Annotated in this window: 16 protein-coding genes; 11 read left to right on the top strand and 5 right to left on the bottom strand. The window is 56.1% G+C overall.

Annotation, left to right across the window (positions count from 1 at the left end; translation table 11 throughout):
• From ACR0IM_RS17650 to ACR0IM_RS17630, 5 genes are all read left to right on the top strand, one after another.
• Positions 1-1,623, top strand: coding sequence for a thiamine pyrophosphate-binding protein (locus tag ACR0IM_RS17650; RefSeq protein WP_480682706.1), 1,623 nt, complete (start codon positions 1-3; stop codon positions 1,621-1,623).
• Positions 1,624-2,049: 426 nt separating this feature from the next.
• A complete protein-coding gene (locus ACR0IM_RS17645) occupies positions 2,050-2,580 on the top strand; it encodes an aminotransferase class I/II-fold pyridoxal phosphate-dependent enzyme (protein WP_480682705.1) in 531 nt (176 codons plus the stop codon).
• Between the two features lie 222 nt (positions 2,581-2,802).
• Complete coding sequence (locus ACR0IM_RS17640; protein ID WP_480682704.1) at positions 2,803-3,204, top strand: hypothetical protein; 402 nt, start codon at positions 2,803-2,805, stop codon at positions 3,202-3,204.
• On the top strand, positions 3,195-4,118 hold the full coding sequence (locus tag ACR0IM_RS17635; RefSeq protein WP_480682703.1) for an SMP-30/gluconolactonase/LRE family protein: 924 nt from the start codon (positions 3,195-3,197) through the stop codon (positions 4,116-4,118). Before ACR0IM_RS17640 ends, ACR0IM_RS17635 begins: the two co-directional genes overlap by 10 nt.
• Before the next feature lie 137 nt (positions 4,119-4,255).
• Complete coding sequence (locus tag ACR0IM_RS17630) at positions 4,256-7,441, top strand: ATP-binding protein (RefSeq protein WP_480682702.1); 3,186 nt, start codon at positions 4,256-4,258, stop codon at positions 7,439-7,441.
• Here ACR0IM_RS17630 and ACR0IM_RS17625 read toward each other — a convergent pair.
• The 5 genes from ACR0IM_RS17625 to ACR0IM_RS17605 all read right to left on the bottom strand — a co-directional run bounded on the left by ACR0IM_RS17625 (position 7,438) and on the right by ACR0IM_RS17605 (position 12,962).
• The gene (locus ACR0IM_RS17625; RefSeq protein ID WP_480682701.1) at positions 7,438-8,835 is read right to left on the bottom strand and encodes a Dyp-type peroxidase; all 1,398 of its coding nucleotides are present in this window, start codon (positions 8,833-8,835) and stop codon (positions 7,438-7,440) included. The two genes, ACR0IM_RS17630 and ACR0IM_RS17625, sit on opposite strands and share 4 nt — an antisense overlap.
• Positions 8,832-9,548 carry a hypothetical protein gene (locus ACR0IM_RS17620; RefSeq protein WP_480642682.1) on the bottom strand — a complete coding sequence of 239 codons (717 nt, stop codon included), beginning with the start codon at positions 9,546-9,548 and terminating at the stop codon, positions 8,832-8,834. The genes ACR0IM_RS17625 and ACR0IM_RS17620 overlap by 4 nt, the downstream gene beginning before the upstream one ends.
• 3 nt (positions 9,549-9,551) lie before the next feature.
• Positions 9,552-10,565: a catalase gene (locus ACR0IM_RS17615; protein ID WP_480682700.1), complete on the bottom strand. Its 1,014-nt coding sequence runs from the start codon at positions 10,563-10,565 to the stop codon at positions 9,552-9,554.
• 133 nt (positions 10,566-10,698) lie between these two features.
• Positions 10,699-11,748 (bottom strand): patatin-like phospholipase family protein, encoded by a 1,050-nt coding sequence (locus ACR0IM_RS17610; RefSeq protein WP_480595674.1) that lies wholly within the window; start codon positions 11,746-11,748, stop codon positions 10,699-10,701.
• Between the two features lie 281 nt (positions 11,749-12,029).
• Positions 12,030-12,962 (bottom strand): LysR family transcriptional regulator, encoded by a 933-nt coding sequence (locus ACR0IM_RS17605; protein ID WP_480682699.1) that lies wholly within the window; start codon positions 12,960-12,962, stop codon positions 12,030-12,032.
• 155 nt (positions 12,963-13,117) lie between these two features.
• Between ACR0IM_RS17605 and ACR0IM_RS17600 the strand changes: the two genes are divergently transcribed.
• The 6 genes from ACR0IM_RS17600 to ACR0IM_RS17575 all read left to right on the top strand — a co-directional run bounded on the left by ACR0IM_RS17600 (position 13,118) and on the right by ACR0IM_RS17575 (position 18,463).
• Positions 13,118-14,134, top strand: coding sequence for a TRAP transporter substrate-binding protein (locus tag ACR0IM_RS17600; RefSeq protein WP_480642687.1), 1,017 nt, complete (start codon positions 13,118-13,120; stop codon positions 14,132-14,134).
• Positions 14,135-14,201: 67 nt separating this feature from the next.
• Complete coding sequence (locus ACR0IM_RS17595; protein WP_480595680.1) at positions 14,202-14,738, top strand: TRAP transporter small permease; 537 nt, start codon at positions 14,202-14,204, stop codon at positions 14,736-14,738.
• Positions 14,739-14,755: 17 nt separating this feature from the next.
• Positions 14,756-16,096: a TRAP transporter large permease gene (locus tag ACR0IM_RS17590; protein WP_480595682.1), complete on the top strand. Its 1,341-nt coding sequence runs from the start codon at positions 14,756-14,758 to the stop codon at positions 16,094-16,096.
• Positions 16,097-16,114: 18 nt separating this feature from the next.
• On the top strand, positions 16,115-16,609 hold the full coding sequence (locus tag ACR0IM_RS17585) for a universal stress protein (RefSeq protein ID WP_480595684.1): 495 nt from the start codon (positions 16,115-16,117) through the stop codon (positions 16,607-16,609).
• 26 nt (positions 16,610-16,635) lie between these two features.
• Positions 16,636-17,022, top strand: a complete 387-nt coding sequence (locus tag ACR0IM_RS17580) for a nuclear transport factor 2 family protein (protein WP_480595686.1) — start codon at positions 16,636-16,638, stop codon at positions 17,020-17,022.
• Between the two features lie 37 nt (positions 17,023-17,059).
• On the top strand, positions 17,060-18,463 hold the full coding sequence (locus tag ACR0IM_RS17575; RefSeq protein WP_480682698.1) for an NAD(P)/FAD-dependent oxidoreductase: 1,404 nt from the start codon (positions 17,060-17,062) through the stop codon (positions 18,461-18,463).
• Positions 18,464-18,590: the final 127 nt, after the last annotated feature.

Raw genomic sequence — 18,590 nt, 5'->3', positions numbered from 1 at the left:
ATGAAAACTGACGAAGACCTTCGGGCCGCCGACCTCCTCGCGCGGCGGCTCTACGAGGCTGGCTGCCGGCACGCTTTTGGCATGCCAGGCGGGGAAGTGTTGACGCTTGTCGACGCGCTTGAAAAGGCCGGGATCACATTCGTTCTGTGCAAACATGAAAACAGCGCAGGCTTCATGGCCGAAGGGGCGCATCACATGACCGGCGCACCAGGCATTCTCGTGGCAACAGTTGGCCCGGGCGCTTTGAACTGCGTGAATGTCGTCGCCAACGCACAGCAAGATCGTGTGCCGCTCATCGTCCTGACCGGTTGTGTCGATGCAACCGAGGCTCTGACCTACACACATCAGGTTCTGGACCATCAGGCCGTGTTCCGCCCGATCACCAAGGCGAGCTTTATGCTGACCGCTGAGGGAGCAGATACGATTGCGGACAAAGCGGTTACTATCGCAACTGATGGCCGCGACGGCCCCGTCCATATCGATATACCGATTTCTGTAGCCGATGCGCGTCCCGGCCCCGTTGAGATGCGCCGTCGCTCAAAGGTGAGTGCTGTCGTTCCTGCGGAAGATGATCTCACGCTGGCCCGATCTTGGTTGGCGACTTCCAAGAGACCTGTCTTGATCGTGGGTCTGGATGCGCTCAAAGACGATGCGAGCGCAGCGGTTCTGCGTTTTTGCGAAACGCAGAACGTTCCGGCCATCACGACCTACAAGGCGAAAGGGATCATCCCTGAAGACCATCCCCTTTGCATGGGCAGCGCCGGTTTGTCTCCTAAGAACGATAGTATCCTGCTGCCGTTCGTACACGAGGCTGATCTGATCATCTGCGCAGGCTACGACCCGATTGAAATGCGGGTCGGCTGGCGCGATGCTTGGGACGCGGAGATAATAAAAGTGATTGATATCTCGGCCGAGCCCAACACCCATTATATGCACCAGTCGAGTCTTCAGTTCGTCTCGCATGTCGGGCGCACGTTGGATGCCATCTCGGAAGGGGTCGCGGCGACATCCCGCTGGCCGGACGGCAAGATCAACACGGTGCGGGAACGCCTGACCTCGGCTTTTGCCGAGACGGAGGATTGGGGACCGGGAACGGTCATCGACATCTGCCGCGAAGTGCTGCCAAAGGACACCGTCGCCACGGTCGATTCCGGTGCGCACCGCATTCTTCTGTCGCAGAAGTGGAACTGCTACGCCCCGAAGGGCTTGCTGCAATCGTCGGCGCTCTGCACTATGGGCTGTGCCGTCCCGCTTGCCATGGGCGCTTCGCTGATCGAACCGGGCCGTACGGTTGTGTCATTCTCTGGCGATGCCGGAATGCTTATGGTGGCAGGCGAACTGTCGACGGCGGCGGAACTCGGTCTGAAAACGATTTTCGTGGTTTTCGTGGACGCCAGCCTTGCCCTCATTGAGATCAAACAGCGCGGGCGGCAGCTTAAGAACGCAGGCGTGGATTTTGGCAGGCACGACTTTGCACGCTTGGCGGAAGCTTTAGGTGGTATCGGGCGCACCGTGGGTTCTGCCGTAGAGCTGAAGGCCGCTCTTGCTGCCGCACAGGCCGCCGACAGTTTCACGGTCATCGCCGCCGTGATTGATCGGGGGGCGTATGATGGACGGATCTGAAATGCGTGCAAAACGCCTGGTCGCGGTGGCCCCTTAACAAACATGGGGCAGGTGGAGAAAGCCCTTGCCCTGAAGGCCCAAGGGAACCCGATCATCGATTTCGGGATCGGGGAGCCGGACTTCGAAACGCCAAGCCATTTGAAGACGACCGCGATCAATGCAATTCACAGCGACTGGGCGAGGCATACGGTCGTTGCAGGCACGCCAGCGTTGAGGTTCTCGGCTTGTGTTAAGCTCAGCCGGAAAAACACTCTTGGGAACGCGCCGGAGAGCATCACCGTCTCCTTCGGTGTGACGCAGGTCATCTACAACGCCTTCATGGCCTTGCTGTCAAAAGGCGATGGAGTGTCCTTTCAGCACCCTACTGGTCGTCTTGCCCGCCATAGCGCTAGGCACTCTTGCCCTTAGGAGGAGAGATTTCTGCTCATGTCTGAGCGGTTCGAGAAGGCGATTTCGTCCCGCATGAAATGGCTTATGTTGAATTTGCCGGACGACCCAACAGGGGGAGCCTATTCAAAAGCGCAGCTCGCGGCCCTTCCCGATGTGTTGCGCAGGCATCCGCATGTCTGGCTTTTATGTGAAGACATTCACGAGCATCTGAGGTTCGACGGTCACCGCCTTGTCTCGATTCTAAATGTCGCCCCCGACCTGAAAACCAGAATGTCGCTGGTCAATGGCGTCTCACAATTATTCGCCATGAACGGATGGCGGACCGGATATGCTGCCGGGCCTGTGGTCCTCATAGCAGCATTGAATGCAATACAGGGCCAGAGCAGCACATATGCCTGTTCCATCTCGCAAGCGGCCTCTGCCGCAGCGCTGGATAAGCCGAGTTCTGGCCGGGCCCAAAGGTACGCAGCTTCTTGCGGGTACGCGCGCGACAGGGCAATTAGCGTCCCAATACCGTTTCCTACCATATGTTATAGGCAAGCGTTGTGCATGTTGCAGTCGACGTAAGGAACGACATACAATTGCGCGGTTTTCGCACTGGTTGTGCAAGCCGGTTCGACTATGGCTTCGTCGCCATGCTTCTGAACGCGCGAGGCGAGCGTGTAACTGTAATGATCGAGGTCAATCGCCAGGCGGCAGGGGGTATCGCAAGCTAGTGAAGTGCTCGAAAGCTCATGACCAAATTTTTGGACTGTGCCATAATCTACCGACCGTGCCTCGCGATCATTCATGCCGGATAACAAGGTGATTGAACAGGACCATCGTTTCACCATAAAGACGAGGAACCGACCAGTCCTCGGTTTCAAATCCCTCACCTTTGCAGCTTGGACATCGGAAGGTATCGAAGTGGCACCAATGATCCGCAACGGGCAACTCGCGTCCGGAGCCTGTCCTTTCAAACTGTTGCCGAACTGGATGCTGGCCCCGCAGGTACAGAGTGGTCTTTTCGGTGAGCAAGAAACCTTGCCACAAAACCTGCCGTCAGAGGCTTGTAAAACTCTGGCAGTACATCCAAAAATTGCCAGAGACTTCGCCGAATTTGTCCATTGCCTCGGGCAAGTGGGTTTTCATCGGCAGACGCCGAAGCATTCTCAGCTTCAGCGCAACCAGGGAGCTTTGGAATGGCCTTAGAACTGCAAGAGATGTGCAACGGTTTGGGTTTTCCCGAAGGTCCGGTTGCTATGAACGACGGGTCGGTTCTTTTCGTCGACATCAAGGATCAGACCCTGGCACGCCTTTCACCCGATGGTGATGTCCGCGTTGTGGCGGAGATTCCCGGCGGTCCTAACGGGGTAGCGATAGGCCCGGACGGAGCAGCCTATGTCTGCAACAACGGCGGTGTCTACAGTTTTGTGCCGTTTGGTCCCGAACAGATCACCGTACCCGCCCCGATCCGGCCCAATTACAAGGGCGGGTCCGTGCACAGGGTGGATCTGAAGACCGGAGCCGTGACGCAACTGTTTGACTCGTATGACGGCAAGCGGCTGATCGCGCCCGATGATTTGGTGTTCGATAAATCCGGCGGCTTCTGGTTCACTGACACGGGGATAGAAGATGAGGAATCCACACGTTATGGTGGTCTTTATTATGCCTCGATAGATGGCACGACACTGATCAAAGCCGCAACGATTCCCATGCCCAACGGAGTCGGCTTGTCACCGGATGGCAAAACCGTTTATGTCTCGGACACAGTTTTCGGGCGGCTTTGGGCGATGAAAATCACAGGTCTCGGTGAGGTCGAACCGGGTCCCATCCCAGGCATGCCGGGCAATGTTGTACAGACGCTGCCGGGATATCAATGGCTGGACAGTCTCAAGGTTGAGCAGGATGGCCGCGTCTGCGTCGGAACCTTGTTCAATGGCGGGATCACGGTGTTCAACCTGAATGGCACCACCGAGCATGTGGAAATACCCGATATGTTCACCACAAATATGTGCTTCGGTGGTAAAGACATGCGTGATTTGTGGATTACGGCGTCGAGCACCGGAAAAATATACAAGGCCCGATGGCCCCGCCCTGGCCTGAAACTGGCATTCACCGCGTGACACGCTAATGATTTAGGAAAAGACACATAGGCCTGTGTCTGGCATGACACTTTCCTTGCCTTTTGAGTATACTAAAATACTTTTTCGCCCACAAACTCTGGCGGGGAGGGATCGGGTGTTGTAAACCCTTTGCTCACATGGGGGATATGACGGAAATACCATCGCGAATACCGACGGATCCTGGACAACGACGCCAGGTATCTGTCCTGTTCGCAGATATGGTCGGCTATACCGCCATAGTCGCCCGTCTGGATGAAGAAAAAGCGCTCGAATTCGTACGCAAAGTCTATGACACGCTGTCCCGCGCGGTCGAAGAAAACGGTGGCGCGGTCCGCGATTTTGCCGGCGACAGCATAATGGCATTGTTTGGTATCCCCGACGCGCTTGAAGACCCGGCCCTGCGGGCCTGCCGCGCCGCATTGTCGATCCACGCTGCCTTCGCTTCTGCCGCAACAGACTTTGACAAACGCTTTGGAGTGCGCCCGGAAATGCGCGTTGGTGTCAGCTCAGGCAATGTCCTGATGGCTACGGTTCAAGGGCAAACCGGGCCGACGACGGCGGTAGGCAGCACGGTGAATCTGGCCGCACGACTTGAAAACCTTGCGCCACCCGGGGGAAGCCTGCTGTGCGACACCACCCGCGATTTGGTCGAATGGGTCTCCGATCTCAGCTATTTCGGTGAACACACGATCAAGGGCCTGTCCGCGCCGCAGAAAATCTGGCAACTGAAAGCTGTTCGCGAAGGCGCGACGCGCTTTGACGCGTCAGTCGCGCAAGGGTTGAGCAGTTATGTCGGTCGGATGGGTGAACTGGATGCAATGTCCACAGCCTTGCTAAGGTCGAAATCCGAGTGTTCGGTTGTTGATCTGGTGGCGGAACCGGGTTTGGGCAAAACCCGCCTAATCTACGAATTTGTTCACCAGATGCCGACCGGCGAAGTCACCGCTCTGATGGGGAATTGCTACGCTGACGGTCAACAGACTCCGTTCCTGCCAATTTTGGAAATCGTCCGAAAATCCTTTCAGATCAGCGACAGAAACAACCCGCTGCGCGTTCAGGCGAAACTAGAGACCGGTCTAGCTAAGTACGGACTGTTTTCCTGGCAAAATCTGGGCCTGCTGATGAACCTTCTCGGTCTTAAGTCACCTGAAGGGTCTTTGGATGGTCTCGATGGTGTTCTGATCGGCTTGCGCATCCGCGAATTGCTGACAGCCTTGCTCAAGAAGAAATGCGCGACCGACCAGGTCATTCTTGTGATCGAAGATAGCCATTGGATCGACAGCTCCTCGGAAGATCTGATAACGATCCTGCTTGAAGACCCGGAAATTTCGAACCTGCTGGTCATTCAAACGCGGCGGCCGGAGTATACGCCGAAATGGCTTGGCACAAGCGGCGTGACAACCGTCGCGCTGAGACCATTGCCAGTCGCGGACTTTGAGGATCTGGTTCAGAGCCGTCTTGGTGTGCCTGAACTCCCGAACGGTTTGGCGGAACAGCTGACCGAGCGCGCAGGCGGCAACCCGCTGTTTGGCGAAGAGATTCTGAGCTTTCTACTGGATCAGGGCACATTACGTGTCGATGACGGCACCGCCTATTTCAATGCGGATATCAATGACAGCGGGTTGCCCCTTACGATGCGCAGCCTGTTGACGACCAGAATTGAACGTCTCGCGCCCGAGGATCGCGAAGTCTTGCAGGCCGCCGCTGTTATCGGGCGCCGCTTTGATCCCGGCCTGCTGGCCCAAGTTGTCGCGAACTCCGATGAAGTTGGTACAACTCTGCAACGACTGCAAACGCAGGATGTCCTATATCGCGAGACGAGTTCCTCAGACTATGTCTTCAAACATGTTCTGCTGCGGGACTCTGTGTACCAGAGTCTTATTCAGTCACGACGGTCCGAGTTGCATTTGGCGATCGCCGATGCGCTGGCTTTGCGCAATGCAAACCGGGTGCAAGAGGTGGCCGAAACACTGGCCTTCCATTATGGGCAAACCAACCGTACCGATCAGGCGTTCCGCTATAGTTCCATGGCCGGAGACAAAAGCTTGGGGGTGTATTCTCTGGACGAAGCCAACCGGTTCTTTGTCGCGGCGCTGGAGCTGTATCAAAGCGACCCCGATTGTGCATCGGATGAACAGTTTGCCGCCTTCATGGCCAGTTTTGCACTCTGCTCCAACATCTCGTTACGGGTCAAAACGATTATCGAGCTGGCTGGCGCGGTTCGGCCGATACTGCAAAAGGTAGGGGACAGTCAGCACCACGCCTTGTTCCTGCACCATTATGTGTCGTGTTTGGTGTGCAATGGTAAGTATCGCGAAGCACATTGGGTGCAGCAAGAATTGACTGAAATGGCTCAACGCCTGAGGGATCCTTCTTCCAGTGCCTATGCCATGGTCAACGAACTGTCGGTTTCGATCTACCATTCTCCGATCCCGAATGAGCGGTTTGAGACCAGAAAGCGCGAAATCGAGACCATTCTGGAAAGAATCGACGATGCTTATATCCACAATTTCTTTCTGGCGACGGTTGGCTGGAACGAACTGACCCGTGGCCGCGTGGCCCAGGCGCACGCGGCATCGGATCGGATGATTGCACTTGGAAAATCCAAGAACGATCCGCGGGCGCTGGGTTATGGAACCGCAATGAAAGCGTTGATCGCAATGGTCACGGATGACCATGAACTGGCGCTAACGATGGCCGAGAAGGCACGACAGGACTCGAAGGTTGAGTTTGAGCATGCAATAGCCGAGGCGGCCCGGGTTGCCGCGATGGTACCGTTGGAGAAACCCGGTGCGATTGAAACCGTTCAAAAGCATATCAAGGACTGCGAAGAGAAAGGTTGGACTTTGTTCACCTTCGGGCCTGCAACAATGCTGGGCGTGGCTTATGCGCTGAACGGCCAGGTCGCCGCTGGACTGCGGCAGGTCGAATGGGCCATTCAGAAACGTACGGATGAGAGCACTCAGGTTTCGGCAGACTGGGCACGGTTGTTCCTGTGCGAGATGTATCTGGCCATTTTGACCGGTGAGGGTGGCGGCTCAATCAGTGTTCTGATCAGGAACTTTCGCTCGATCATCTGGGTCATGCTGTTTGGAAGAAAGCGGTTGATTGCTATGATTGAACAGGTGCGCAGTAATCCACAGTTCGACAAAAATGGCCATTACATCGCGCGCTGTGACATGATCATGGGACTGCTCTACAAGGCAAAGAAAAAGAAACCACAGGCCAGGGATTACCTGACCAAAGCGCGTGTTGTTGTCGAATCCGCCGGGCGGTCACCGATGCTGACGCGGATTGATACCGCGCTGGCGGAACTTGCCTAATCCATCAAATCAGACAGGTATCTGATCGCAGTCAGGCTGGGCAGGAACGTGTAAGCACCACCGCGCGTTTGGATCAGGCGAGGGAAACCGTTCAGACGGATTGTGTCTCCGTCCGGCACTGTCATGTCGAACCAGCTGGTTTCCGGTGTGTTGGCACCCAGCAAGGGATCGTTCGCACCGGTAATCCGTGGGTCCTGGAGGCCCAGATTAATCCAGTCGCACATCACCGCCTCGAACTGCGCACCGATATTGGCGCCGATGAAACTGCCAAGCAAGCCGCGTTCTTCTGTATCGGGGTTTCGAGGGTCAAAATCCGGGCCATAGGACATGCCACGCCGCACCAGTCGACGCGTATAATTTGCGATACGCTGAACGATCGGACCGCCCCGAGGATTGCCGCGCCGCAGGTGCGAGCCTGCCGGGCAGCGCGAGCCGTGCGTGTAGTCAAAATTGGTAAGTGACACCTCGCTCTTGGGCCACTGGGCATTTGGCGACAGCTCGTAGGGTACGCCATTGCGCCAGCGCCCGCACATCTGCGCGGCGACCACTTCGCGCAGGGCACCGTGCATGTCCAATCCTTCACCGATGCGCTCCAGGTTATCGGGGTCCGCCAACTGGTCGCGTTTGGGGTGCAGCATCAGGGCTTCGGCCGCCTGATCGAGATACGCTTCGAATCCGGCGGCATTCTGCGCCAGAATTCGAAACGCATTGAACGATCCGTTGAACCCAAGCGCATGGGGCGACGGGACGCGGAACAGAACGCCCTCCTGTTTCGTTGGATAGCCAAGCAGCGCAGTGCCGAGCGGGTCGATGGGCTCGTCCACGCCTTCTTGGTCGGGGTCATAGACCTGTTCGAAACGTGGCTGAGAGATCCCGTCGACATAGCCAAAAAACACCTTACCCTCGGGTAGGTTTCGCCCGTTACGTACGCCCAGAATGCTGAATGCTCCTGCAACCTGTTGTTCGACGGTATCGAGGTGTTCGGGATCATCCGAATGCACCGATGCTATCAGATGTATGCGGTCGGGACGGTCGAAAGGGGTGGGCCAGTTCTCGGGCCCGCTGTCCCCAAAATCCCCGAGTTTCATCGCCCGCTGTGTCATGCCTTGAACGAATTCGGTCGGAAAGGTCTTCAAATGCTCGGGCGGCGTGCCCAAAGCCCGCAGCCCCGCATAGGTGATTCCGATGTTAAAGCAAAAAGGTGGCCTGACCTCCCACAACAGGCCGCGGGTGATTTCGGGCACCGTGTCGCTGCCACCATCGACCGCGGTGGCCAGAAACCGACGCGCGGCCGCGCGGTCGGTGACTTCGAGGATCAGATGGCGCACCAGATCGCGGCGATATCCGCGCAAAATGTTGCCCTGAATGTCGGCGAGATCGAGTTTTGTAGTCACCAGCCCTGTCCGAATTTTTGGCGCACCTGCGCGGCAGAAACTCCGGGATAAGCGCGATAGCCGCCCCCCAGTGAGATATTGCGATTGGCGTGCAGTTGTAGAACAAATTCCCGTGGCAGGGTTTCCAGCCTGTGCGGCGGTTCGTTCGGCGGCAGCCCCTTGGCCGCATCCTGCAGGCCAAACAGGTTGGTCGGGAAGTCATTCGCCTGAAACAGGTCATGCGCGTGCACCCAGTCGATAAATTCTTCGACGTTGCGCTCGGTCGGGATCAGGTGTTCGGCACCGTCGACCAGCGAGATGACGTCATTGAAGACACTGCCGATGGTGGTGATGAAATCGCGGATATAATTGCTGAAATCCCCGTCATAGACCGAGATCATACAGATATTGTTGTCGATCAGCAGAAATCGCGCGAAGTGTACCGTGCCGACATTGTCGAGCCCGGCAAAAATCTCATCAACATTCTGAGCGACTGCCAGAGTCGCCCGTGCACGCCCAGCCGGTGACGGGTCTTTCAGCGGCATGATCAGGTTCATCATCCGCTGTACGTTCTCGCTGGGCTGGGGCGAGGGGCGCGGACCGCCAGGAAGTTTCGGCTTTGGATCACGCCAGTGCCAATAAGGCACCACGATGTAACGCGACAGGAACTTGAACCATCCGCGCTCGGGCAGGCTGTTGACGTAGCTGTTGAACCAGCTGTTCTGGCTTGTCATGACCTAACTCTCCGAGAATGGGCAGGGCGATCCGCCACGCCAATTGCTTGATATTCTGTAGGTGTCTATGCGCACCTTCAGGACCGGATCGTCCGATGCTTCGATCCCGTTGGTTAGCAGGCCCGGATTAAAGCTGAGCTTTTCGCAGTCGGCGATCTGGTCCTCGGGCACCGCGTCCAGTGTCAGCGTGCCCATCATGATCCGTTTCCGATGTGGTGGCCAGGGACGGGACGAGTTGTTGAAATCGTCGCCTACCTCGCCAATCATCATCATCAGCGAAAACCGCGCGGGCTCTTTGGCAAGACGGTCTTTCAGTTCGGCCCTCAGATAATCATCGACCGGTGCTTTGTTGGGGTCGGTCCTAAGAACTCCTGCAATCGGTTGCCACGAAAACCGCACCCAGCGGCGTGTGTTGTCAGAACCGGTGACGACGAATGTATGCACGGCATGATACGCCGCCCTGACATAGCTGGTCGGCGCACCGATCTGGGCGGCTTGCATGATACCCAATTGGGAATAGGCGTTCTGGTCTGCGAACTCGATGGCACCATCATCCGGGCTTATGGTTTCCCCCGGATAGGGATCGCGTTTGGGCAGGATCAGTTGTAGGTAATTGCTGATCTTTCGCCAGGGAGACTCCGCCTTATACAACCTTGGTTTTGCGGCTTCTGCGAAGTCCAGAAAGGTCTCGGGAGTTGGGGCGAAAAACTCGGGCAGGGTCATCGCGATCAGATCGGTATCGGTGCCATCATCCAGATGAAACCGGACCGCCATGCCGCGCACGTCGGACCAGCCGTCATGTACCGCAGCGCAACCTGATCCGTTCGAGAACCGTACGATCACATCCGTCTTTTCCGCACGGAAGTGGTCTGCGATACAATAATTGCGGGCGATCGGTGAGGGTTCAAAACTCCCCGTCGCACTGATTCCAATGCTGTGCACCGGGCGCAGAGCCGTATCGCCATCCGGGCGCTGCAATACCGCAACCAGCTTTTCGGCAATGCCGGGATCGCTCATACCTCTCCCCTTTTCAGTCGTTGAAACCCGCTGAAAATTTCGCGTTAACCATAAATGCTAAGCCTTCAAAGGCAACAAAAACAACGCAATGGCGGTATTGTAACTGCAGTACGTTTTCCAATGGTACACAGAGTCACCACTTTTGCAGCATTTCGACGGCATTCGCCCAGTATTTGCTCTGCTTGCTGGCCTGGAAAGCTTCGTCCATCAACCTGTAGGACTCAGGTTTGTGGGTCGCCAAACCAACGATCTTTGGCAGTGGTGGATTTATCCGCACCAGACGGTTTTTCAAAACCATACGCGCCATCCAATACTGGTTTTCCGCCGAGGTGGTCAGAAGCAACTCGATCAATGCGCCTTTGGGCGCGCCCGATGTCACCCCGAACCATTTCAACAGGCCCCAATCATCGGGATTCTTGATCATTTCCTCGGATATGTCCGTCGGCTGCTGACCCGTCCCGATCGACAACGCTTCGATATCCGTAACCCCCTTGGCCCGATCAGCGGCGATGGCAACGTTGATCCCATTCATCACCGGGTTGTTCGCAAAGGTCCCGCCATCGGCGAAATAGCCGTAGTCGACACCGTCGGCCACGATCAGATGCGGCGGGAAATAAGACGGTGCGGCAGAACTTGCCATCGCCACATCCAGCAGTTTGACCGCTGTCATATCCAGCCAGGCCTCGTGTTCAAGGTTCTGGTTTGTGATCGTGAAAGGCGACCAGCCGATTTTGTCGCTGCGATGCAGGCAAACTGTGTTGACGGCCAGAACCAGATCCGACGACAGCGATCCAATGGTTCGGTCTTCGACGAGCGAAGTTCCAATGCGTTCAAGACCCGAGGCATGGTATTGCGACGCCATAATTCCCGGACCACCCCCAAGCCTGAGGCGACGCATGACCTTGTCGAGCGCTTTGTCCAGAACTCCGCGTTCGTTCTCCAGAAAAATCTGATCCGCGTCGCCGCGGTAATGCGCGGCCAACTCACCGACCAGAACGCTCATATCCTTGCCTTGCGTCCGGCCATCCGCCAGTGCCACGGCAATCAGACCGCCTGTCGATGTGCCCGCAAAGCCGTCCGCCTTATCCAGAAATCCGGTTTCTTCGTGAAGGCTCTGCAGGATCAGGCAGGTCAGGTATCCCCGTATCCCACCCCCATCGCAGGAAACCAACTTAAATGCCATTTGATGTGCCTCGTGTTCTTGCCCGCAGCCTGGCCCCGGTCAGAGCTGGGCGCCAGTTTTTTGTTCTTTTGACGCTGACCAAGGGGAAAAACAAGCTTAGCGTTATAAGGTGCATAGCCTGACACCATTTGGGCTAGCAGGAATTAATCTGAGGTTTTGCCGACTTTGTCGCAAGCTTTTCTAAGGGAATCCGTTGTGAAGAATTGAATGCTACGCGTCATTTCTGTGATCTGGCTGTTTAGTTCCGATCCGACCGATGACGAGACGCCGCGTGGTCAAATCTATGCAATATTTCCGTTGTCGTGTTGTTGGCTCAAAACACTCATAAAAAGTTTAGTGATGCGTGTTGGTGCCGGTTGCCTTCGGGTCACAGCCGCAAAACGCGTTCGATACTGCGTTTTGCTCGGCAAAACCTTCTTCATCAGGTTCTGGTCAACGAATTGCTGGGCAAGGTGGCCTGGCAAAAAACCAAGATACCTGCCGGAAAGGATCAAAATAGCAAGTGCTTGTTCGCTTTGAACCTTTGCTGCGCGCCTTAAGCCCAATTGCTGACCAACGATAAGATTTGGGGAATTCACGCTGAGGCCTGCATAGTTGTACTTGCGCAGGTCGTCCGTGCTTAGATCAATTTCTGAACGGTCAAACAAAGGGTGTTCGTTCCCACAATACAGAAACATGTCCTCACCATATAGTGGAACATAATCAAGGCTGGCGGACGGACGGTGCAACGCGATGATTCCGATATCCAGATGCCCGGTAATGACCATCGTTTCGATCACGTTAGGTGGTTCCATCGAAAGTTCGATTTGAACTGTGGGCGCGGCTTCGTTGAATTTATGAATTGAGCGGGCCAGCCGCGCCTCTGGATTCGAGGTGCATTGATCGAACAGCGCCACCCGAATTGTACCCGCCAGTTGTTCCTTGATTTCGTTCACTTCGGTTCGAAACTGCGAGACGGATATCAGTAGGTCTTCGGTGGCGCGCAGCACTTTTTCGCCGTCTTCGGTCAGCGAGAAACCAGAAGGCCCACGGTTGCAGAGTTTCAAATCCAGGCGCAGTTCAAGATCCGAAATATGCTTGGAGATGGTCGATTTGCCAATGTTCAACTCAACTTCGGCAGCCGAAAGCCCACCGCTTTCAACAACGGTTTTGAATATCCGCAACAGCCGTATGTCGGTGTCGCCTATGCGAGTGGAAAGCGTGTCGAGTTTCATTTTTCAAGTTCGATATATGTGAAACCTATCGCGCAAAGTTTAGCAACGAAGAAACACTTTGTCCAAGCTAGTGTTTCCGCGCCGAGGTAGAATCGGACTGGCCAACTCTCCCCAGGTCAGCGCGCACCTCGAAATCTGAAAATGGGAGGAAATCCATGTCATTTATCAAAAAGCTTGGCACCATCACCGCTGCAGTATCTGTGGCGGCGCTGATGGCTGCAGGCGCAGCCGACGCGAAAAACTTCAAAATTGCGGTTGGCGACAGCGCAGGTAGCGCACAGGAAGCTCTTGGAATAGCATTTGTCAAAGCGCTCGAAGAGAAATCGGGCGGCGAGCATACTGCGACCCTATTCCTGAACGGTCAGTTAGGCTCTGAGCAGGACACCGTCAACGAAGCCGCCATCGGCACGCTGGACATGTCGCTGCTGGCGATCAACAACATCACACCCTTCTCGCCTTCGGTGGGCGTATTCACGCTGCCTTACGTTATCCTGAGCCTGGAAGACGCTGAGACGCTGACTCAGGGTCCGATCGGTCAGGAACTGGTCGAAAACACGATCCGCGATGCGGGCGTGCGCATCATCGGCTGGACCTATACCGGTTTCCGCCGCCTGACCAACTCGAAAAAGCCGGTCAGCTCGGTTGCCGACCTACAGGATCTGATCATCCGCGTTCCCAAGAACGAGATCATGATCGAAACCTACAAGTCCTGGGGCATCAACCCGACCCCGATGGCATGGTCAGAGACCTTCACCGGTCTTCAGACCAAGGTCGTCGACGGCCAGGACAACCCATACCTGACCATCAACGCAATGAAGTTCTACGAGGTACAGGACCACGTAACCAACCTGCGTTATATTTTCTCGATCGAACCGCTGATCATTTCCGAAGCTGTCTTCCAGGATCTGTCCGAAGAAGAACAACAGATGATCTTGGAAGCAGGACAAGAGGCAACTTTGGCCTCGGCTCAGTTCCTTCGTGATTCAGAAGCGGCCATCAAAGAAGAGCTGACCGCCAAGGGCATGGAAATCATCGATCCAGAAAACGACGAAGCCGAGTTCATTGAACTGGCAACCGGTGCCGTATGGCCGCAGTTCTACGACTCCATCGGTGGCGTCGACAAACTGAACGCTGTTCTCGAAGCCATCGGCCGCGACCCGGTCCAACAGTAATCGCCGTAGAGCGATACAGGGAAGAGCGCTACGGCGCTCTTCTCATCTCAGGGAGGAGGGAACCCACATGTTCTGGAAATTTCTGGACAATATAGAAAGCGTAATATGCCGGGTTTTATTATCCGGTTTCGTCTGCCTTTTGTTCGTACAGATCGTCGCGCGCGAAGTCTTCGGCTTTTCGATCAGCTGGATTGAGGAACTCTCGGTCTACATGTTCGTCTGGTTCGTCTATTTCGGCGCCAGTTACGCCGCTTTGAAGGGCGCACATAACCGGGTGACATTCCAGTTCAAGTTTTTACCCGACGGCGCGATCAAATACATTGAGGCTTTTGCCGATCTCTTCTGGCTCTTCTTCAATGTCTACTTCTTGTATCTGTCAACGGATTTTGTCTTCAACAAGATGAACAAGTTCTGGAAGTCGCAGACTTTGGGCATCGAGATGAAGTACATCTACATGGTGCTGCCCATCGCCTTTGCGCTGATGACCTTCCGCGTCATTCAGGTGAACTACCGCCGCCTGGTCAAGGGTGAAGAAATCCACGACCCCGATCAGATCGACCTCGACGAAATCAAAGCTGCCACTGAAGCAGCCAAGAACGACTAAGGCAGGGAGAAAACGTCATGGAATCCGAAATCGTCACAATCCTATTTGGATCGTTTCTTCTTCTGTTGCTCATCGGCGCACCGATTACGGTTGCTCTGGGTGTGGCATCGCTATTTTCGTTCCTGTATCTGGGCGAGAATCCCATCAAATTCGTGCAGATTGCCTTTACCTCGGTGGGTGCTTTCCCTCTGATGGCGCTGCCAGCCTTTATCCTGGCCGGAGCCTTGATGGAGGCCGCTGGTATCTCAAAACGGCTGATAAACGTCGCTGAAAGTCTCGCCGGTCCCTTTACCGGTGGCATCTCGGCGGCAACTGTCATGGCCTGTCTGTTTTTTGGCGCCATTTCGGGCTCAGGCCCGGCAACGACCGCGGCGGTGGGGATGCTGATGATCCCCGCGATGATCAACCGCGGATATGAGCGCGGCTATGCCTCGGCGATCACTGCGTCCTCTGGCGGCCTCGGGATTATCATTCCTCCCTCCATCCCGATGGTGATCTTCGGCATTGCCGCGCTCGGCATGGCACCTCCGGTCGAAGCGGTCGAGAAATTCGGTACCTTCCAGTCGGTCTCAATCTCGAAACTGTTCATCGCAGGCTTCGTTCCGGCCTTCCTGATCGCCACCAGCCTGCTGATCCTGAACTTTTTCATGTCGAAAAAGCGCGGCTACAAAGGATCGGCCGAAGGTTGGTCCATCCGTAATGTTTTCTGCGAGATGTACCGTGGATTCTGGTCATTGATGGCACCGCTGGTGATCCTAGGTGGCATTTACACCGGTTTCTTCACCCCGACCGAGGCCGCAATTGTTGCGATCTTCTACACGCTGGTCGTGGGTGTAGTGATCTACCGCGAACTGACGTGGCAAACGCTTTTCCAATCGCTGGAAGCCACCACATGGTTGACCGGCCGGGTTCTGTTGATCCTCTTCACCGCCACCGTGTTTGGCCGCCTGCTGGTGGAGAACCAGATCCCGGCGATCATCGCGGACTCGATGCTCAGCTTTACCGACAACCTCTATGTGATCTGGGCGCTGATCATCTTCTTCCTGCTGTTTGTCGGCATGTTCATGGAGACGCTGGCCACCATCCTGATCCTGGTTCCGGTGATGTTGCCGGTAGCCTACTCGGTGGGCATCGACCCGATCCACTTCGGCGTGGTGATGGTCTGTACGCTGGGCATCGGCTTCCAGACCCCGCCGCTGGGTGAGAACCTGTTCATCGCCTCGGGAATTTCGAACATCTCGATCGAACAGATCTCACTGCGGGCGCTGCCATTTGCAGCCGCTAATACGGCCGCGATCTTCATCATCGCCTTCTTCCCTGAGCTGTCGCTGTGGTTGCCACGGCTGCTGGGCTACTGACCCGGAAAGGATGACGACATGAAACAATTGATCACCAACATCCTGTTTGCCACCGACCTGTCGGCGAACTCACCCCACGCCCTGCGCCATGCTGCCAGCATCGCGCAGGCCACAGGGGCGCAGATTCACGTGCTGCACGTTAACGAGCCGCTTTCAGAAGACGCCAAAATCACGATGGAAATGTTCATCCTAAACGCGGAAACCCGTAAAACCGCGCTGTCGCGCCGCCACGAGATGGTTCGACAGGTATTGGCAGAACGGCAGGCAAAGTTCTGGGCACGCTTCGAAGGCGATGATGCCAGGATTCGTGAACAGGTAACCTCGGTCGAGGTCACCGACGGTCACCCCGCCGAAGTGATCCTGCGCCGTTCGGTTGAGTTGGGCTGTGATCTGATCGTGCTCGGCGCGCACGACCACGGCTTTTCCCATACCTTCCTCGGCACCGTCGCCAAACGCGTTTTGCGGCGGTCCAAGATCCCGACACTGATCGTTCCGAACCCGAACGAAACCTAACAACCCCTCTGAAAAGGAAACACAATATGAGCAAGACCCTGACCGCGCAGGACCTGGCCGACACGTTCGACGCGTTCAACCGTCACGACATCGACGGTGTGATGACCCATTTTGCTGATGACTGCGTGTTCTACACCGTCGCCGGTGACAAGAAATACGGCAACAAGGTCGAAGGCGCAGAGGCCATCGCTGCTGCGTTCTCGGGCGTATGGGCTGGTATGAAAGACGCGCATTGGGATCACCACAGCCACTTTGTGCACGGTGATAGGGCTGTATCGGAGTGGACTTTTTCCGGCACCGACGCCAACGGCATGCGCATCGAGGCCGAGGGCGCCGATTTGTTCACCGTGCGTGACGGGAAAATCATAGTGAAACAGGCGCTTCGCAAAACGCGCCCAATGTTCAAAGCCTGATCCGCCGCCCTGCGCGTAGCTTCGGAGAGTAACAAGAATGGTGGACAACAACATCCCGCGTCACTGGCCCAAGGCCAGCTATGACCCCAAGTATGACCCCATCATAGATGCGGGTCCGGGTCACAATCGTGACCACGCGCCAACATACTGGATTGGCACTGCGGGCACACGGCCTGCGGATGATGGCCCGGTGTCCAGTGACATGGATGCCGACGTCGTTGTTATCGGCTCGGGCTATACCGGCTTGTCGACCGCCATTCACCTGGCCAAGGAGCATGGCATTCAGGCCGTGGTTCTGGAGGCGAACACCGTGGCTTGGGGCTGTTCGACCCGCAATGGTGGGCAGGCCCAGATTTCCTCCGGGCGGTTGAAACGCTCGCAGTGGATCGAGCGGTGGGGCATAGACGTGGCCAAAGGCATGCACGCAGAAGTGACCGAAGCCTTTGAGCTTTTCAATGATCTGATCGCTTCGGACGATATCGACTGCGATCCGCAGCCGGGGGGACATTATTATATTGCCCACCGGGACAAGGTGATGCCGTCGCTCAAGAAAGAGAGCAAGCTGCTGAATGATGTGTTCGGTTATGGATCGCGCATCATTTACCGCGATGAGCTGCACGAAAGCCACGTGCGTGACATGGAGGCAGCAGGTGCCATGTGGGAGCCTGATGGCACCTGCATCCATGCTGGCAAACTGGCCTTTGGTTATGTCAACATGGCCCGCCGGTTGGGCGTGAAAATCCACACCGGCAGCCCGGTAATGGGGTGGGAGACCAAAAGCGGCGTTCATCATCTGCGCACGCCGGGGGGTATTGTTCGGGCAAAGACCGTGGCTCTGGCAACCGCCGGTTACACGCCGCCCGGTTTGAACAACCGGACCAAACACCGCTTGATGCCGATCCTGTCAAACTCGATGGTCACACGGCCCTTGACCCAGTCCGAACTGGACGAGTGTGGCATCCAGACCAAGTCGCCCCTGACCGATACCCGCACGTTACGGCACTATTATCGCCTTTTGCCGGACAATCGGATGCAGATCGGCAGCCGCAGTGCCGTGACAGGGCGGGATGCCGAAAACAACAAGCACTTGGAACTGCTGAAAAAAGGTCTTGCCCGCAAGTTCCCGGCGCTGGAAGATATCAACCTCGACTACTCGTGGTGGGGGTGGGTCGATGTCAGCCACGACATGATGCCCCGTATCTTCCAGCCAGACCCTGATCAAAGCGTGTTCTACGCGATGGGGTATGGCGGCAATGGCGTCATGTATTCAGCACAGGCCGGGCGACGCATGGCGCAGTTGGTTGCCGGTGAAAAAGACAAGGCATTTGACCTGCCAATCTTCACGTCCCCGCTGCCAAGCCACGGCATCCTCACACCCTTCCGACGATTGGGCCAGCGCATGGCTTATGTCGGCTACTACCTCAGGGACGAAATTCTCTAACTCACCAACGCTTTGACGTCTCAAACAAGGACAGAAACAGATGAAAATGACGACGGAAGAGGCCTTTGTTAAGGTTCTGCAGCTTCACGGTATTGAACACGCGTTTGGTATCATTGGTTCGGCGATG

This window comes from Ruegeria sp. BF6 (assembly GCF_056538665.1).
This window is presented reverse-complemented; position numbering and strand designations above follow the sequence as displayed.

Coding starts and splice junctions, on each gene's coding strand:
- ACR0IM_RS17645 (WP_480682705.1), top strand. CDS start 2,050: ATGTCTGAGCGGTTCGAGAAGGCGATTTCGTCCCGCATGAAATGGCTT.
- ACR0IM_RS17575 (WP_480682698.1), top strand. CDS start 17,060: ATGGTGGACAACAACATCCCGCGTCACTGGCCCAAGGCCAGCTATGAC.
- ACR0IM_RS17580 (WP_480595686.1), top strand. CDS start 16,636: ATGAGCAAGACCCTGACCGCGCAGGACCTGGCCGACACGTTCGACGCG.
- ACR0IM_RS17650 (WP_480682706.1), top strand. CDS start 1: ATGAAAACTGACGAAGACCTTCGGGCCGCCGACCTCCTCGCGCGGCGG.
- ACR0IM_RS17605 (WP_480682699.1), bottom strand. CDS start 12,962: ATGAAACTCGACACGCTTTCCACTCGCATAGGCGACACCGACATACGG.
- ACR0IM_RS17620 (WP_480642682.1), bottom strand. CDS start 9,548: ATGACAAGCCAGAACAGCTGGTTCAACAGCTACGTCAACAGCCTGCCC.
- ACR0IM_RS17590 (WP_480595682.1), top strand. CDS start 14,756: ATGGAATCCGAAATCGTCACAATCCTATTTGGATCGTTTCTTCTTCTG.
- ACR0IM_RS17615 (WP_480682700.1), bottom strand. CDS start 10,565: ATGAGCGATCCCGGCATTGCCGAAAAGCTGGTTGCGGTATTGCAGCGC.
- ACR0IM_RS17640 (WP_480682704.1), top strand. CDS start 2,803: ATGCCGGATAACAAGGTGATTGAACAGGACCATCGTTTCACCATAAAG.
- ACR0IM_RS17585 (WP_480595684.1), top strand. CDS start 16,115: ATGAAACAATTGATCACCAACATCCTGTTTGCCACCGACCTGTCGGCG.
- ACR0IM_RS17595 (WP_480595680.1), top strand. CDS start 14,202: ATGTTCTGGAAATTTCTGGACAATATAGAAAGCGTAATATGCCGGGTT.
- ACR0IM_RS17610 (WP_480595674.1), bottom strand. CDS start 11,748: ATGGCATTTAAGTTGGTTTCCTGCGATGGGGGTGGGATACGGGGATAC.
- ACR0IM_RS17630 (WP_480682702.1), top strand. CDS start 4,256: ATGGGGGATATGACGGAAATACCATCGCGAATACCGACGGATCCTGGA.
- ACR0IM_RS17600 (WP_480642687.1), top strand. CDS start 13,118: ATGTCATTTATCAAAAAGCTTGGCACCATCACCGCTGCAGTATCTGTG.
- ACR0IM_RS17635 (WP_480682703.1), top strand. CDS start 3,195: ATGGCCTTAGAACTGCAAGAGATGTGCAACGGTTTGGGTTTTCCCGAA.